Here is a 14,421-nt window from a genome sequence, read left to right on the forward strand (position 1 = left end):
GACGCGCCCTTCGTCTATAAAGGGCGGCCCGATTCCGGGCTGACCGCCGCACACGGACGATCCCATGCCCGCCTCCAAACCCGAGTTCCGATACAAGCGCGTGCTGCTGAAGGTGTCGGGCGAGGTGTTGATGGGCGATCAAGCCTACGGCATCGACATGAAGACCGTCAGCTCGGTGGCCGAGGCCGTGGCGGCCGTGGCGCGCGAGGGCGTGCAGATCTGCCTGGTGATCGGCGGCGGCAACATCTTCCGCGGCCTGTCGAAGGCGGCCGGGGACATGGAGCGGGCCACCGCCGACTATATGGGCATGCTGGCCACGGTGATGAACGCCCTGGCCATGCAGGCGGCGCTGGAGAAGATCGGCGTTCAGACCCGAGTGCAGAGCGCGCTGACCATGAACGCCGTGGCCGAACCCTATGTGCGGCGCCGGGCGCTGCGGCACCTGGAAAAGGGCAGGGTGGTGATCTTCGCCGCTGGCGTCGGCGCGCCCTTCTTCACCACCGATTCCGGGGCCGCCCTGCGCGCCGCCGAAATGGGCTGTGACGCCCTGCTGAAGGGCACCAGCGTCGACGGCGTCTATACGGCTGATCCGAAGAAGGACCCGTCGGCGACCCGTTACGACACCCTGAGCTATCAGGATGTCCTGGCCAAGGATCTGAGGGTCATGGACGCCTCGGCCATCGCCCTGATGCGCGATTCCGGCATTCCGATCGTGGTCTTCTCCATCCGTGAGGAGGGGTCGCTGCAACGGACCCTGACGGGCGAGGGAACGTTCACGGTCATCACTTCGCAGACAAGCTGAAACCGGCCCGCTAGAGATACGGAAAGACGAAGAGAAACCCCATGGCCAAACCCGATCTGAAAACCTTCCGCGACCGTATGGACAGGGCCGTGGCCTCGCTGAAGGAAGAGTTCGCCGGATTGCGCACGGGCCGCGCCAACGCCGGTCTGCTGGAGCCGGTGCGGGTCGAGGCCTACGGCTCGACGTCGCCGCTGAACGCGGTCGCGGCCATCAGCGTGCCCGAACCGCGCATGATCACGGTCAATGTCTGGGACAAGGGCATGGTGGTGTCGGTCGAAAAGGCCATCCGTCAGGCCGATCTGGGTCTGAACCCGATCGTCGACGGCCAGACGCTGCGCATCCCCGTGCCGCCCCTGACCGAGGAACGCCGCAAGGATCTGGTCAAGCTGGCCGGCAAATACGCCGAGCAGCAGAAGATCGCCATCCGCAACGTCCGTCGCGACGCCAACGACGACCTGAAGAAGGCCGAGAAGGCGGGCGACATCAGCCAGGACGAGCAGAAGAAGATGGAGACCGAGGTCCAGAAGGACACCGACGCGGCCGTCAAACGCATCGACGAAGCCTTGAAGACCAAGGAACAAGAGATCATGCAGGTCTGAGACCTGTCGCCCGAAAGGCCGCCTGATGCCGGATGACACCACCGCCTCGAACCGTGGGGGGCCGCCCCTCCATGTGGCGGTCATCATGGATGGCAACGGCCGTTGGGCCAAGGCGCGCGGCCTGCCGCGCTCCGTCGGCCACCGTGAGGGCGTCGAGGCCCTGAAACGCACCATTCGCGGCGCCCCCGCCGCGGGCGTCGGCTGCCTGACGGTGTTCGGCTTCTCGACCGAGAACTGGAGCCGTCCCGAGGACGAGGTGTCGGACCTGATGGGCTTGGTGCGGACCTATGTCGCCTCGGATCTGGCTAAACTGGCGCGCGAGGGCGTGCGGCTGAAGATCCTGGGCCGCCGCCAGGGCCTGCCCGCCGACATCGCCAGGATCGTCGACAAGGCCGAGGCGGACACCGCGCACAACGACCGGTTCCAGCTTCAGGTCGCCTTCAACTACGGCGGCCGGGCCGACATCGTCGATGCGGCCGAGAGCTATGCGAAACGACTGGCGGCCGGAGAGGCGGTTGAGCCGTTGACCGAAGAAGCGTTCGGCGCGGGCCTGTCGACGGCGGGATCGCCGCCGGTCGATCTGATCGTGCGGACCTCGGGCGAACTGCGTCTGTCGAACTTTCTGCTGTGGGAGGCCGCCTACGCCGAACTGGTGTTCCAGGACATCCTGTGGCCGGACTATGGACCGGACGCACTGAAACAGGCCGTCGACGAATTCCGCGCGCGGGATCGACGGTTCGGCGGGCGGAACGCGCCGATGCAGGCGGTCGGCTGATGGCGTTCAAGGTGCGCGAAATGGGTTTGCGCGCGGCCTCGGCCGTGGTGCTGGCGCCGTTCGCGGTATTCGCCGTCTGGCTGGGCGGTCCCTGGATTTTGGCGGTCATGCTGACGGCCTGCGTCCTATTGGCCGCCGAATGGGCCAAGATGAGCGCACGGTCGGCCTGGAAGCCGATGTTCGGCGCCGTGGCCGCCGCCCTGGTCGCCGCCGTGGCCGTGACCCATGTGGCGGGGCTGTCGTCCGGTCTGGTGCTGATGGTGTTCGGCGCGGCCCTGGCGGGCGTGTTCGCGCGGTCGCGGGGATTGTCGGCGGTCGATGCGGCCTATGGCGTGCTCTATATCGGCTGGCCGGCGGTGCTGATGATCTGGCTGCGCGATGGGACCAGCGCAGTGGGCTTCTACTGGGTGACCCTGGCCTTCGCAGTGACCTGGTCGGCCGACATCGCCGCCTTCCTGGTCGGCAGTCTGGTGGGCGGTCCCAAGCTGTGGCCGCGCTTTTCGCCCAATAAGACCTGGTCGGGGTTCATCGGCGGCCTGGTCGCGGCGACCCTGGCGGGCGTGCTGATGGCGACCCTGCCGGAAATGGGCGCGCCGAACCTGGTCTGGAGCGCCATGCTGGGCCTGGCCGGTGGATTGGCGACCATGGCCGGCGACCTGTGGGAATCGGCGTTGAAGCGGCGTTTCGGGGTCAAGGATGCGGGCGATCTGATCCCTGGCCACGGCGGCCTGTTGGACCGGGTCGACGGCCTGATGTTCGCCATCGTGGTCATCGCGGCGGGTCGGGCGCTGGGCCACTATCTGGGCGGGGGCGCATGATAGCGCGGCGCGTGACGGTGCTCGGCTCGACCGGATCGGTCGGGACCTCCACCCTGGATCTTATGGCGCGGGCCGAACAGGCCGGGACGGGGCGGTTCGTGGTCGAGGCCCTGGTCGCGGGGTCCAATGTGGCGCTGTTGGCCGAACAGGCGCGGCGTTGGCGGCCCAAGGTCGCCGTCACGGCCGATCCGGCCAAACTGGACGCCCTGCGCCAGGCGCTGGCGGGAAGCGGCGTCGAGGCGGCGGCGGGCGAGGCGGCCGTGGTCGAGGCGGCGTCGCGGCCGACGGACTGGGTCATGGCGGCTATCGTCGGCACGGCCGGTCTGCGTTCGGCCTGGGCGGCGGCGCGGACGGGCGCGGTGCTGGCCCTGGCCAATAAGGAAAGCCTGGTCAGTTGCGGCCCGGCGTTGATCGGGACGGTGCGGGCGGCGGGCGGCCGACTGATCCCGGTCGATTCCGAACACTCGGCCATCTTTCAGGTCTTCCCCGCCGAGACCCCCGAACAGGTCGCAAAACTGGTGCTGACGGCGTCGGGCGGGCCGTTCCGACGGGCCACGACGGCCCAGATGGCGGCGGTGACGCCCGAGCAGGCGGTGGCCCACCCGAACTGGAGCATGGGCGCCAAGATCTCGGTCGACAGCGCGACCATGGCCAACAAGGGTCTGGAGACCATCGAGGCCGCCTATCTGTTCGACATGCCCGCCGAAAAGATCGGCGTGGTGGTGCACCCGGAATCGATCATTCACAGCCTGGTCGAATACGTCGACGGCTCGACCCTGGCGCAACTGGGACCGCCGGACATGCGCACGCCGATCGCCTGCGCCCTGGCCTGGCCCGGCCGGCTGGTCTGGCCGGCGCCCAAGCTGGACCTGGCGGCCCTGGGACGGCTGACCTTCGAAGCGCCGGACGAGACGCGGTTTCCGGCCCTCAGACTCGCGCGCGAGGCGTTACAGGCGGGCGGATCGGCGCCGACGGTGTTCAATGCCGCCAACGAGGTGGCGGCCCGCGCCTTCCTTGACCGTCGATTGGGCTTTCTCAATATTGCCGCAGTCGTCGCGGAAACCTTGGATCGCGCGGCGCGCGCGGGGGTTTGCGCCGATCTGAACGACGCCTGCGACGCGGCCCTGGCCGTCGACGCCGAGGCCCGCCGGATCGCGGAAACCGTCGTGGGCGGACTGGCCGACGCGGCATGAGAGAAGGCGAGGCGGAATGATCGGCGTTGCGACCACGGTCCTGACCTATGTCGTGCCCTTCCTGCTGGTGCTGACCCTGATCGTCACCCTGCACGAACTCGGCCACTATCTGACGGCGCGCGCGTTCGGCGTGAAGATCGACCGGTTCTCCATCGGCTTCGGCAAGGCGCTGTTCAGCCGCACCGACAGGCGCGGCGTCGAGTGGCGTGTCGGTTGGATGCCGCTGGGCGGCTACGTCAAATTCGCGGGCGACCTGGACGCCTCCAGCGTGCCGGATCAGGCGGGCCTGGACGAACTGAAAAGCCGGGTGATCGCCGAGCACGGGCCGGGCGCCGAGCGCGACTATTTCCATTTCAAGCCGGTGTGGCAGCGGGCCTTGATCGTCGCCGCCGGGCCGCTGACCAACTTCCTTCTCGCCTTCGTGCTGTTCGGCCTCTATTTCGCGGTCGTCGGCGAACAGGTGATCGCGCCGCGGGTCCTGACCGTCACGCCGGGCAGTCCGGCGGCCGCGGCCGGGTTTCAGCCGCGTGACCTGATCACCGCCGTCAACGGCCGCGCGGTGACCGACGGGCGCGATGTGACCGCCGTGGTCATGCTGAGCGCTGGTGATCCGGTGCGTTTCACCGTCGATCGTGGGGGCCGCAGCCTGCAACTGACCGCCACGCCGGAGCGCCGTCTTGAGGACGACCCTCTTGCCGGACGCGTTCGCATCGCGCGCATCGGCATGGGCATGGGTCCGCTGGTGCGCGAGGACGTCAGCGTCAGACGCCTGAATCCGTTGGAGATCGCGGGCAAGAGCGCCGACACCATCCGCGACAGCCTGGGCGCCACCCTGACCTATATCGGACGCATCTTCACCGGCCGCGAGAACGGCGACCAACTGAGCGGGCCGCTGGGAATCGCCCGGGCGACCGGGGCCTTGACGACCTCTGCGGTCGAGGCCGATCCAAATCCCTGGGCGACTGTGGCTAATCTGCTGCTGACGATGACAAGCTTCGCCGCCATACTTTCGGTCGGAATTGGCTTTCTAAATCTGTTGCCCATCCCGGTTCTGGATGGCGGCCACCTGCTTTTCTACGGCTACGAAGCCGTGGCGAAGCGGCCGGTCGCTGCACGGTTCCAGGAAGCGGGCTACAGGGTCGGTCTTGCGTTGCTGGCGGGTTTGATGTTGTTCGCGACCTGGAACGATCTGCAAAAGCTGAATCTCTTCAAATTCCTCGGCGGGCTCGCCTCATGAGCCGACGCCAGCCCCCGATGGTTTCCCGTATGATGAATATCGATCCGCGCGCTTCCTTCCGACTGAGCGGCCGCGCCAGCGCCCTGGCCCTGGTGGTCGCCGCCGGACTGGGCGCGCCTGCCCTGGCCCAGACGGCGCCTGCACCCGCCCAGGCCGCGCCGGAAGCGGCCCCTGAAGCGCCCGCGCGTCAAGAGGCCATCCAGATCAACCGCATCGTGGTGCGCGGCGCCCAGCGCATCGATCAGACCACGGTCTTGTCCTATCTGCCGATCCAGCCGGGCGACACCGTCGACGCCGCGATGCTGGACGTCGCCGTGCGCACCCTGTCGCGCACCGGCCTGTTCGCCGATGTGCAGATCGGCGTTCAGAACGGCGACCTGGTGGTCCAGATCGTCGAGAACCCGATCATCAACCAGGTGATTTTCGAGGGGAACAACGCGGTTCGCGAAGACAAGCTGCGCGAAGAGGTCACGATCCAGCCGCGCGGCGTCTATACGCGCGCCAAGATTCAGGAAGACGTCGGCGCCATCGTCGAACTGTACCGTCTGTCGGGCCGCATCTCGGCGACCGTGACGCCCAAGCTGGTCCAGTTGGAACAGAACCGCGTCGATGTGGTGTTCGAGATCAACGAAGGTCCCGAAACGGGCATCGACGCCATCACCTTCCTGGGCAACCACGCCTTTTCGGATTCCGACCTGCGCGACGTGATGGTGACGAAACAGTCGGCCTGGTGGCGCCTGTTCACCAAGAACGACAACTACGATCCCAACCGCCTGGAGTATGACCGCGAGCAACTGCGGAAATTCTACACCAACCGCGGCTATTACGACTTCCGCATCATTTCGGCGGTCGCCGAGCTTCTGCCCGACGACAGCGCCTTCGGCCTGACCCTGACGGTGGACGAGGGCGACAAGTACAACTTTGGCGAGATCAAGGTCGTCACCGAGAACGAGCGTCTGAACGCCGACTTCTTGCAGTCGCTGCTGCCGATCCGCACCGGCGACCTGTACGAGAGCGACAAGATCGAGAGCGCGGTCGACGCCCTGACCTTCGCGGCCGGTTCGGCGGGCTACGCCTTCGTCGACATCAATCCGACCTATCGCGCCGATCCCGCGACCGACACGGTCAATGTGACCTTCAACGTCCGCGAAGGGCAGCGGGTCTATGTCGAGCGCATCAACGTGGTCGGCAACACCCGCACCATCGACCCGGTCATCCGTCGCGAACTGATGCTGACCGAAGGCGACGCCTTCAACCGCGCCCTGATGGAGCGGTCGCGCAACAATCTGCGCGGCCTGGGCTTCTTCAAGGACGTGAAGGTCGAGGAGGCGCGCGGTTCGGCGCCCGACCGTTCGATCGTCAACGTCACCGTCGAAGAACAGCCGACCGGCGAACTGTCGCTGGGCGCCGGTTTCAGCTCGGTCGAATCGTTCGTCATCAACGCCGGCGTCACCGAGAAGAATTTCCGAGGCCGTGGCCAGAACGTGGTGCTGCGCGTCGAATGGGGCTCGCTGCGTCAGCAGATCGACTTCCGCTTCACCGAGCCGCGCTTCCTGAACCGCGACATTCGGGCGGGTTACGACCTGTTCCACTCGCGCTACGACTTCCAGCAAGAGTCGTCTTTCGACTACCGCTCGACCGGCGCGGGCCTGCGTCTGACCTTCCCGCTGAACGGCTACACCAGCCTGAGCACGCGCTATTTCATCAAGGACGATGAGATCATCGTGCCGTCGGGCTACTGCACCGGCCTGGCCGTCGGGTCGCGCGCCCTATGCGAACAGATCGGCTCCTCGCTGAACTCGTCGGCCGGCTACACCCTGTATGTGAACCGCACCAACGATCCGATCCGCCCGACGCGCGGTTGGAGCGGATCGCTGCGTCAGGACTTCGCCGGCATCGGCGGCGACGTGAACTATCTGAAGACCGAGGTCGAAGGCTCCTGGTACTACGGCTTGACGCCGAGCTGGGTCGTCAGCCTGCAAGGATCGTCGGGCTATGTCTCGGGCTGGGCCGGCGACGCCGTGCGGATCAACGACCGCTTCTTCAAGGGCGGCAACAGCTTCCGCGGCTTTGAGAACGCGGGCATGGGTCCGCGCGATCTGCGCACCAATGACGCCCTGGGCGGCAATTTCTACGCCATCGGCACCATTGAGCTGACCGTGCCGAACGGCCTGCCCGAAGAGTACGGCATCAAGACCTCGCTGTTCGCCGACGTCGGTACTCTGGGCGTGCTGGACGACCGTTACCGTCTGAATTCGTCAGGTCTCATCGACACCCAGATCGTCGATAATCTGGGCCTGCGGGCTTCGGCCGGTCTCAGCGTCCACTGGAAGTCGCCGATGGGTCCGATCCGTTTCGACATCAGCCAGATCCTGTCGCGGGAAGACTACGACCGAACCGAAACCTTCCGGTTCTCCACCTCGACCCAGTTCTAACAACCGGCCCGAAAGGCCAAAGGCAAGACTATGAAACTTCTCGCTATCGGCGCCGTCGCCCTCGCGGCCTTCACCGCCACCGCCGCTTCGGCCCAGACCGCCGGCCCGCAAAACCCCGGCCCGGTCATCCCCGGCGTCTGCGTCTATTTCAACCAGCGCCTGCTGGCCCAATCGACCGCCGGCCAAGCCGTCCAGGCCCGCATGGAGCAACTCGCGAACGAAGTGCGCGGCGAGCTGCAACCCTACGCCACCGCCATCCAGACCGAGATGACCGCCCTGCAACAGGGCCAGGCCACCATCCCGGCCGATCAGATGCAACAGCGCCGCCAGGCCCTGCAACAGCGCCTGCAAGAGGCCCAGCAACTGGAACAGACCCGTGACGCCGAGCTGCGTTACACCCTGAGCCAGCAGCGTCAGGCCATCGCCACGGCCGTCGATCCGCTGCTGGTCCAAATCTATCAGGAGCGCGGCTGCGGCCTGCTGCTGGACCGCGAAAGCGTGTTCCTGATGAACCCGGCCATGGACGTCACCGATCTGGCCATCCAGCGCCTGAACACGGCTCTGCCGACCCTGAGCTTCAACCGCATGGCGGTTCCGGCCCAGCAGCCGCAACAGTAAGCCGGAGCGGGCCGAGGATGCCTGACGCCCGCTTTTTCCAGGCGCTGCCGTCCCGCGGCGTGACCGAGATCGCCGATCATGTCGGCGGTCGGGTCGAACGGGGCGGCGAGCGCATGATCGCCTCCGTCGCGCCCCTGTCCGATGCGGACGGGGGCGCGATCGCGTTTCTGGCCGACCGCAAACTGGCCGCCGCCCTGAGCGAGACTCGGGCGGGCTGTGTGATCGTCTCGGCGGCCTTCGTGGAGAGCGCGCCTTCGGACGCGGCGGTGATCGTGTCCGACGAACCCCAGGCCGATTGGGCGCGGGCTTCCTTGTTGCTGCATCGGCCGCTGACGCTGGACGCCGCGATGGATCGCGCCGAGGCGTGCGAAGACGACAGCGTCGTGCTGGAGCCGGGCGTGGTCCTGGGGCGCGGCGTCCGCATCGGCCGAGGCAGCCGGATCGGCGCCAATACTGTGATCGGGCCGGGCGTTCAGATCGGCCGCGACTGCCGGGTCGGCGCCAACGCCAGCATCGGCTTCGCCCTGATCGGAGACCGGGTTCAGATCTATTCCGGCGCCCGGATCGGCGAGGCCGGGTTCGGGGCGGCCTGGTCGAAGACGGGACCGATCGACATTCCCCAACTGGGCCGCGTGATCATTCAGGACGGCGTCACCGTCGGCGCCAACACCTGCATCGACCGGGGCGCCTATGCCGATACGGTGATCGGCGAGAACTCCAAGATCGATAATCTGGTCATGATCGGCCACAACTGCGTGCTGGGCCGCAATGTGCTGATGGCGGCGCACAGTGGGATTTCGGGCACGGTCATCGTCGGCGACAACGTCATGTTCGGCGGGCAGGCGGGCGTGGGCGACCACATCACCATCGGCAAGGGCGCGCGCATCGCCGCCGGGGCCGGAGTGCTGGCCGATGTGCCGGCGGGCGAGACCTGGTCCGGTTATCCGGCCAAGCCGATCCGACAGTCCTTGCGCGAAGCGATCTGGCTGGCCAAACAGGCGGCGGGAAAGACTCGCGGCAAGGACCGGGACGATGGGTGAGAGCGACGCCAGGATCGACTATGCCGAGGTGATGCGGCGTCTGCCGCACCGCTATCCCTTCCTGCTGGTCGACCGGGCCGAGGATTTCGTGGCCGGAACCTCGATCACGGGCGTCAAGAACGTCACCCACAACGAACCCTTCTTCCCCGGTCACTTCCCGATCGATCCGGTCATGCCGGGCGTTCTGATCGTCGAGGCCATGGCCCAGACCGGCGCCCTGTTGATGTCCAAGACCATGAACGTCGAGGTCGAGGGCAAGGTCATCATGTTCATGTCCATCGACGGCGTGCGCTTCCGCAAACCCGCGCGGCCCGGCGATCAGTTGCGGATGCGGGTGATGGTCACCAAACAGCGTGGCGACGTGTTCAAATTCCGCGGCGAGACCTTCATCGACGACAAACTGGCCGCCGAGGCCGACTTCGCCGCCATGGTGGTGACGGTGGAGCAGCCGGCGTCATGAGCCGCATCCACGCCAGCGCCATCATCGACGCCGCGGCTCGCCTGGCGGATGACGTCGAGGTCGGTCCCTGGTGCGTCGTCGGGCCGAACGTCGAGCTGCGCACGGGCGTGCGGCTGCTCAGCCACGCGATCGTTCAGCAGGACACGACGATCGGTGAACGCACGGTCATCCACCCCTTCGCCGTCATCGGCGGCGACCCCCAGCATAACGGCTACAAGGGCGAGCCGGTGCGGCTGGAGATCGGCGCGGACAACGTCATCCGCGAGCATTGCAGCTTCAATCGCGGCACGCCCCAGGGAACGGGCGTCACACGCGTCGGCTCGAACGGCCTGTTCATGACCGGGGCGCACATCGGCCACGACAGCGTCGTGGGCGACAATGTCGTCATGGCCAACAACGCCACCCTGGGCGGCCACGCCCGGATCGGTGATCGGGTCTTCCTGGGCGGCCTGTGCGCGGTTCACCAGAACGGCCGGGTGGGGCAGGGCGCCATCGTCGGCGGACTGGCGGCGGTGACGCGCGACGTCATCCCCTACGGCTCGGCCTGGGGCAATCACGCACGGCTGCATGGGCTGAATCTGGTGGGTCTGAAGCGCAAGGGCTACGGCAAGGATCAGGTGCGTCGCCTGCTGGCCGCCTTCCGCGATCTGTTCGAGGGCGAAGGCGTCTTCGCCGAGCGGCTGGACCGGGTCGAGGCCGCCTATGCCGACCTGCCTGAGATCATGGAGATCACGGCCTTCATCCGCGAGGACGGCAAACGGCCCCTGTGCCTGCCGGGCGAATGACCAAACTGGGTCTGATCGCGGGGGGCGGCGACCTGCCGCTGGCCATCGGACGGCGCTGCGAGGCCGAGGGCAGGTCCTTCTATGTGATCCGCCTGGCCGGGTTCGCCGACCCTCATCTGGAACGTTGGCCGGGCGCCGAGTTCGGCATGGCCGAGATCGGCGGCATCTTAAAGGCGCTGAAGACGGAAGGGTGCGGTGCGATCTGCCTGGCCGGCAATGTCGCGCGGCCGGATTTCAAGAGCTTGCGGCCCGATCTTAAGGGCGCATCCGTGCTTCCGGGCATCGTGGCGGCCGCGACCAAGGGCGATGACGCCCTGTTGCGCAAGATCCTGTCGGTGTTCGAGGCCGAGGGGTTCGCCGTCGAAGGCGCCGACGACATCCTGGGCGGCGAGACCCTGCCGACCGGCGCCCTGGGTCGGGTCCAGCCGACGCCGGAGCAGATGAGCGATCTTCTGAAAGCGTTGCATGTCGCGCAGAAGGCCGGGGAGCTGGATATCGGCCAGGGCGCCGTGGTCGTGGACGGCCTGGTGTTGGCGGTCGAGGCCCAGGAAGGCACCGACGCCATGCTGACGCGCGTCGCGGGGCTGCCCGCCGATCTGCGCGGGCGGCGCGGCGAACCCAAGGGCGCCCTGGGCAAGGCGCCCAAGCCGATCCAGGACCTGCGGGTCGACATGCCGGTGATGGGCGCGCGCACGGTCGAACTGGCCGCCGACGCCGGTCTGGCGGGCGTCGGGGGCGTGGCGGGCAAGCTGATCCTGATCGACCGGGCGGCGATCATCGCGGCGGCCGACCGTCTGGGCCTGTTCGTCTGGGGCGAGAGCCGATGAGCGCGCCGCTGAAGATCATGCTGGTGGCGGCCGAGGCCTCGGGCGACGATCTGGGCGCGGGCCTGGCGCGGGCGCTGAAGGCGCGGCTGGGCGAGGGCGTGACCTTCGTCGGCGTCGGCGGTCCCAAGATGGCGGCCGAGGGCGTCGTCAGCCCCTTCGACATCGCCGAACTGTCGATCCTGGGCTGGCTGGAGGGTTTGCGCGCCTATGGCCGGGTCAAGAAGCGCGTGGCCGAGACAGCGGCCTTGGCGGCGCGCGAACGGCCGGACGCGGTGATCCTGATCGACAGTTGGGGCTTCACCATCCGCGTCGCCAAGGCGATCCGCGCCGCCGCACCGCACACACCGCTGATCAAATACGTCGGGCCGCAGGTCTGGGCCTCGCGGCCGGGGCGGGCCAAGACCCTGGCGAACGCCGTCGACCATCTGTTGGCGCTGTACAGTTTCGACGCCCCCTGGTTCGAGCGCGAGGGGCTGGCGACGACCGTCGTGGGGTCTCAGGCCCTGTATGTCGACATGTCCAAGGCCGATCCGGCGGCCTTGCGGCGCGACCTGGGTCTGAAGCCGGATCAGCCGCTGCTGCTGGTGCTGCCGGGCAGCCGTCCCAGCGAGGTCCGGCTGATGACGCCCGTCTATGAACAGGCGATCCGGCGGTTGAAGGCCGAACGCCCCGATCTGGCCGTGGCCGTAGTCGCGGCGGGCACTGTGGCCGACGACGTGGCGCACCGCGTCGCCGCCTGGCCGTTCCGCGCCCATCTGATCGGCGAGGATCGTAAATATGAGGCCATGAAGGCCGCGACCGTCGCCCTGGCGACCAGCGGCACGGTCTCGACTGAACTGGCCCTGGCGGGCGCGCCCATGGTTATCGGCTATCGGTTCCAGCCGCTCAGCTATGCGATCATGCGGCCCTTCTTCACCGGCAAATACGCGACCCTGTTCAACCATGCGGCGGACGAGGAGATCGCGCGCGAACTGATCCAGGACGACGCCACGCCCGAAAAGACAGCCCAGGCCGTGGCGCGTCTGCTGGACGATCCGGCCCTGCGTGCGGATCAGGCGGCGCGGCAGACGGCGGCCCTGGACCGGATGGGCCGGGGCGCGCGTGATCCGTCCGATATCGCGGCCGAGGCGGTGCTGAAGGTGGTCAGAGCCAGGTCAGGGTCCTGAGCCGCCCCAGGTTGCGCCGGGCCACGATCATGGCGCCGATGACGCAGGCGCTGAACAACAGGCCCTCAAGCGCGCCGGTGAAGGCCTGGGCGATCGGGCCGAACCCGGTCTCGCCGAACAGGGCGCCGATCGGGCCTAACCGCAACCGCGAGGTGGGGAACTGGTCGGCCAGAAGCTCAAGGCTGCCGCCCATCAGCCGTCCGCCGACCAAGGGGATCACCAGCCCCGCCGCCGCGCCGCACAGGGCCGCGACCGAAACGCCGTAGCGCAGCGAGCCTCGTCCCGTGCGCCGCACCGTCAGCCAGGCGGCCAGGCCCACGGCGCCGCCCAGAATGGCGCCTTCCGGCGCGCCGGTGATGTCGCCCGGCGACTGGCCGAACAACAGGTTGAAGGCGTCGACGCCCAGGGCGCGTACGATCCCGCCCACCATCATGCCGCCCGCGGCCCCGCCGACGATGCTCCACGGCCCGATGCGGCGGGACAGAATTCCCGCGACGGCTATGCCCATGGCCACGCCGAAGGCGCCCATCACGGCGACGATGACGGTCAGACAGACCAAGACCATCAGCACCGATCCGGCGCCCAATCCCGGTTGAAGGGGATCCGCCGCGCCGATGAAGCCGTAGATCAGCCCGCCGATCAGTCCCGCCGCGCCGCCGCCGATCACACCGGCCGCGCCCAGCATCAGGAACGGCGGCCAGGGTCGTGCGCCGCGCGTCGCTGGCGGCAGAGCTGGAACCTGAGCCTGCGTGGAGATGGGCGAGATCAGAACCGGAGCGGCGGCGTCCGTCGTCACGATCTCCGCTACGAAGCGATAACCGTGCTTGGGCGCCGTGGCGATGAACCGCGGCCGCGCGGCGTCGTCGCCAAGGGTGCGGCGCAGAGTGCGGATGCACTGGGTCAGGGCCTCATCGGTGACCGGCACGCCCTTCCAGACCTCGTCCAGGAATCGATCCTTGGTGACCAGCCGTCCGTTCTCGCGCACCAGCAGGATCAAGGCGTCCAGATAGCGTGCGTTCAGATCCACCGGCGCGCCGTCACGGGTCAGGCGCCGGTCCTCAGGGTCCAGCTCGAAACGGTCGAAACGATAGCCGCCGGACGCCAATTTCAGCGAAGCCTCAGGAGTTGCTCATGCCGCTCAGCCCCCGGCCGCGCGACGGTGCGAGCGTCACCCACGGGATAGGCGAATGCAATGGTCGAACTGATCCTGCCGGGCTGCGGCGCATCCCTGGTCCGGCTGTTGATGCGGCGACGCGGACGGCCGACCCGGCTGCGGCTCAGCGGCGGCGTCGAGATCACCGCCTGGAACTGCGCCTGGGGCATGGACTATGGCCGGGAGTGGGAACACCTGACATTGAACATGTCGCCGAAGGTGACGGGCGTCGGCGCGGCCTTCTTGTCTTCGGCCGATGTGCTCGCCGCCAGCGATCCCGTCAGCGGCGCGGCGCTGTACGAACGGCGGCGATGAGCGCTCAAAAGAAAACGCCGGGGCGCGAACCCCGGCGTCATCAATGTTCGGCGACGGATCAGCCGCGCGACTGGATCGGCACGTAGTCACGCTGGGTCGGGCCGGTGTAGAGCTGGCGCGGGCGGCCGATCTTCTGCGACGGATCGGCCATCATTTCCTGCCACTGGGCGATCCAGCCGACGGTGCGGGCCAGGGCGA

General features: G+C 67.9%; 15 protein-coding genes and 1 pseudogene. 14 read left to right on the forward strand and 2 right to left on the reverse strand.

All coding sequences use genetic code 11. The features are described from left to right. Nucleotides 1–64 precede the first annotated feature (64 nt). Genes pyrH through lpxB form a run of 13 tightly spaced genes read left to right on the forward strand, consistent with a single transcriptional unit; the run spans nucleotide 65 to nucleotide 12,755 of the window. Nucleotides 65–802, forward strand: coding sequence for a UMP kinase (pyrH, locus tag V7D63_RS08740; RefSeq protein ID WP_333591881.1), 738 nt, complete (start codon nucleotides 65–67; stop codon nucleotides 800–802). A gap of 41 nt (nucleotides 803–843) precedes the next feature. Further along, nucleotides 844–1,401, forward strand: a complete 558-nt coding sequence (gene frr, locus V7D63_RS08745) for a ribosome recycling factor (RefSeq protein WP_333591882.1) — start codon at nucleotides 844–846, stop codon at nucleotides 1,399–1,401. A 25-nt stretch (nucleotides 1,402–1,426) separates the two neighbouring features. Continuing rightward, on the forward strand, nucleotides 1,427–2,176 hold the full coding sequence (uppS, locus tag V7D63_RS08750) for a polyprenyl diphosphate synthase (RefSeq protein WP_333591883.1): 750 nt from the start codon (nucleotides 1,427–1,429) through the stop codon (nucleotides 2,174–2,176). Next, nucleotides 2,176–2,994: a phosphatidate cytidylyltransferase gene (locus tag V7D63_RS08755; RefSeq protein WP_333591884.1), complete on the forward strand. Its 819-nt coding sequence runs from the start codon at nucleotides 2,176–2,178 to the stop codon at nucleotides 2,992–2,994. Before uppS ends, V7D63_RS08755 begins: the two co-directional genes overlap by 1 nt. Continuing rightward, nucleotides 2,991–4,187, forward strand: a complete 1,197-nt coding sequence (gene dxr, locus V7D63_RS08760) for a 1-deoxy-D-xylulose-5-phosphate reductoisomerase (protein ID WP_333591885.1) — start codon at nucleotides 2,991–2,993, stop codon at nucleotides 4,185–4,187. Before V7D63_RS08755 ends, dxr begins: the two co-directional genes overlap by 4 nt. Nucleotides 4,188–4,203: 16 nt before the next feature. Then, the gene (locus V7D63_RS08765; protein ID WP_333591886.1) at nucleotides 4,204–5,424 is read left to right on the forward strand and encodes a M50 family metallopeptidase; all 1,221 of its coding nucleotides are present in this window, start codon (nucleotides 4,204–4,206) and stop codon (nucleotides 5,422–5,424) included. A gap of 29 nt (nucleotides 5,425–5,453) precedes the next feature. Beyond that, nucleotides 5,454–7,859, forward strand: coding sequence for an outer membrane protein assembly factor BamA (gene bamA / locus V7D63_RS08770; RefSeq protein WP_333591887.1), 2,406 nt, complete (start codon nucleotides 5,454–5,456; stop codon nucleotides 7,857–7,859). A 30-nt stretch (nucleotides 7,860–7,889) separates the two neighbouring features. Continuing rightward, nucleotides 7,890–8,477: an OmpH family outer membrane protein gene (locus V7D63_RS08775; RefSeq protein WP_333591888.1), complete on the forward strand. Its 588-nt coding sequence runs from the start codon at nucleotides 7,890–7,892 to the stop codon at nucleotides 8,475–8,477. A gap of 17 nt (nucleotides 8,478–8,494) precedes the next feature. After that, a complete protein-coding gene (lpxD, locus tag V7D63_RS08780; RefSeq protein ID WP_333591889.1) occupies nucleotides 8,495–9,517 on the forward strand; it encodes a UDP-3-O-(3-hydroxymyristoyl)glucosamine N-acyltransferase in 1,023 nt (340 codons plus the stop codon). Next, on the forward strand, nucleotides 9,510–9,977 hold the full coding sequence (gene fabZ, locus V7D63_RS08785; RefSeq protein ID WP_333591890.1) for a 3-hydroxyacyl-ACP dehydratase FabZ: 468 nt from the start codon (nucleotides 9,510–9,512) through the stop codon (nucleotides 9,975–9,977). Before lpxD ends, fabZ begins: the two co-directional genes overlap by 8 nt. Beyond that, complete coding sequence (gene lpxA, locus V7D63_RS08790) at nucleotides 9,974–10,762, forward strand: acyl-ACP--UDP-N-acetylglucosamine O-acyltransferase (protein WP_333591891.1); 789 nt, start codon at nucleotides 9,974–9,976, stop codon at nucleotides 10,760–10,762. Before fabZ ends, lpxA begins: the two co-directional genes overlap by 4 nt. After that, a complete protein-coding gene (gene lpxI / locus V7D63_RS08795; protein WP_333591892.1) occupies nucleotides 10,759–11,589 on the forward strand; it encodes a UDP-2,3-diacylglucosamine diphosphatase in 831 nt (276 codons plus the stop codon). The genes lpxA and lpxI overlap by 4 nt, the downstream gene beginning before the upstream one ends. Next, entirely contained in the window at nucleotides 11,586–12,755 is a 1,170-nt protein-coding gene (gene lpxB, locus V7D63_RS08800) for a lipid-A-disaccharide synthase (RefSeq protein WP_333591893.1), read from the forward strand. The genes lpxI and lpxB overlap by 4 nt, the downstream gene beginning before the upstream one ends. On the opposite strand, the gene V7D63_RS08805 is transcribed toward lpxB, so the two are convergent. Continuing rightward, nucleotides 12,733–13,860, reverse strand: a complete 1,128-nt coding sequence (locus V7D63_RS08805) for a winged helix-turn-helix domain-containing protein (RefSeq protein WP_333591894.1) — start codon at nucleotides 13,858–13,860, stop codon at nucleotides 12,733–12,735. The two genes, lpxB and V7D63_RS08805, sit on opposite strands and share 23 nt — an antisense overlap. A gap of 87 nt (nucleotides 13,861–13,947) precedes the next feature. On the opposite strand from V7D63_RS08805, the gene V7D63_RS08810 reads away from it, so the two are divergent. Next, a complete protein-coding gene (locus V7D63_RS08810; protein ID WP_333591895.1) occupies nucleotides 13,948–14,223 on the forward strand; it encodes a hypothetical protein in 276 nt (91 codons plus the stop codon). A 58-nt stretch (nucleotides 14,224–14,281) separates the two neighbouring features. On the opposite strand, the pseudogene gltA reads toward V7D63_RS08810, so the two are convergent. Continuing rightward, a pseudogene (gltA, locus tag V7D63_RS08815) lies at nucleotides 14,282–14,421 on the reverse strand (citrate (Si)-synthase); the annotation flags it as partial.

Origin of the sequence: Brevundimonas sp., from assembly GCF_036732845.1 — a bacterium.
Taxonomy (GTDB): Bacteria; Pseudomonadota; Alphaproteobacteria; order Caulobacterales; family Caulobacteraceae; genus Brevundimonas.

Coding starts and splice junctions, on each gene's coding strand:
- dxr (WP_333591885.1), top strand. CDS start 2,991: ATGATAGCGCGGCGCGTGACGGTGCTCGGCTCGACCGGATCGGTCGGG.
- lpxB (WP_333591893.1), top strand. CDS start 11,586: ATGAGCGCGCCGCTGAAGATCATGCTGGTGGCGGCCGAGGCCTCGGGC.
- V7D63_RS08775 (WP_333591888.1), top strand. CDS start 7,890: ATGAAACTTCTCGCTATCGGCGCCGTCGCCCTCGCGGCCTTCACCGCC.
- fabZ (WP_333591890.1), top strand. CDS start 9,510: ATGGGTGAGAGCGACGCCAGGATCGACTATGCCGAGGTGATGCGGCGT.
- V7D63_RS08810 (WP_333591895.1), top strand. CDS start 13,948: ATGGTCGAACTGATCCTGCCGGGCTGCGGCGCATCCCTGGTCCGGCTG.
- pyrH (WP_333591881.1), top strand. CDS start 65: ATGCCCGCCTCCAAACCCGAGTTCCGATACAAGCGCGTGCTGCTGAAG.
- bamA (WP_333591887.1), top strand. CDS start 5,454: ATGATGAATATCGATCCGCGCGCTTCCTTCCGACTGAGCGGCCGCGCC.
- lpxI (WP_333591892.1), top strand. CDS start 10,759: ATGACCAAACTGGGTCTGATCGCGGGGGGCGGCGACCTGCCGCTGGCC.
- frr (WP_333591882.1), top strand. CDS start 844: ATGGCCAAACCCGATCTGAAAACCTTCCGCGACCGTATGGACAGGGCC.
- uppS (WP_333591883.1), top strand. CDS start 1,427: ATGCCGGATGACACCACCGCCTCGAACCGTGGGGGGCCGCCCCTCCAT.
- lpxA (WP_333591891.1), top strand. CDS start 9,974: ATGAGCCGCATCCACGCCAGCGCCATCATCGACGCCGCGGCTCGCCTG.
- lpxD (WP_333591889.1), top strand. CDS start 8,495: ATGCCTGACGCCCGCTTTTTCCAGGCGCTGCCGTCCCGCGGCGTGACC.
- V7D63_RS08755 (WP_333591884.1), top strand. CDS start 2,176: ATGGCGTTCAAGGTGCGCGAAATGGGTTTGCGCGCGGCCTCGGCCGTG.
- V7D63_RS08765 (WP_333591886.1), top strand. CDS start 4,204: ATGATCGGCGTTGCGACCACGGTCCTGACCTATGTCGTGCCCTTCCTG.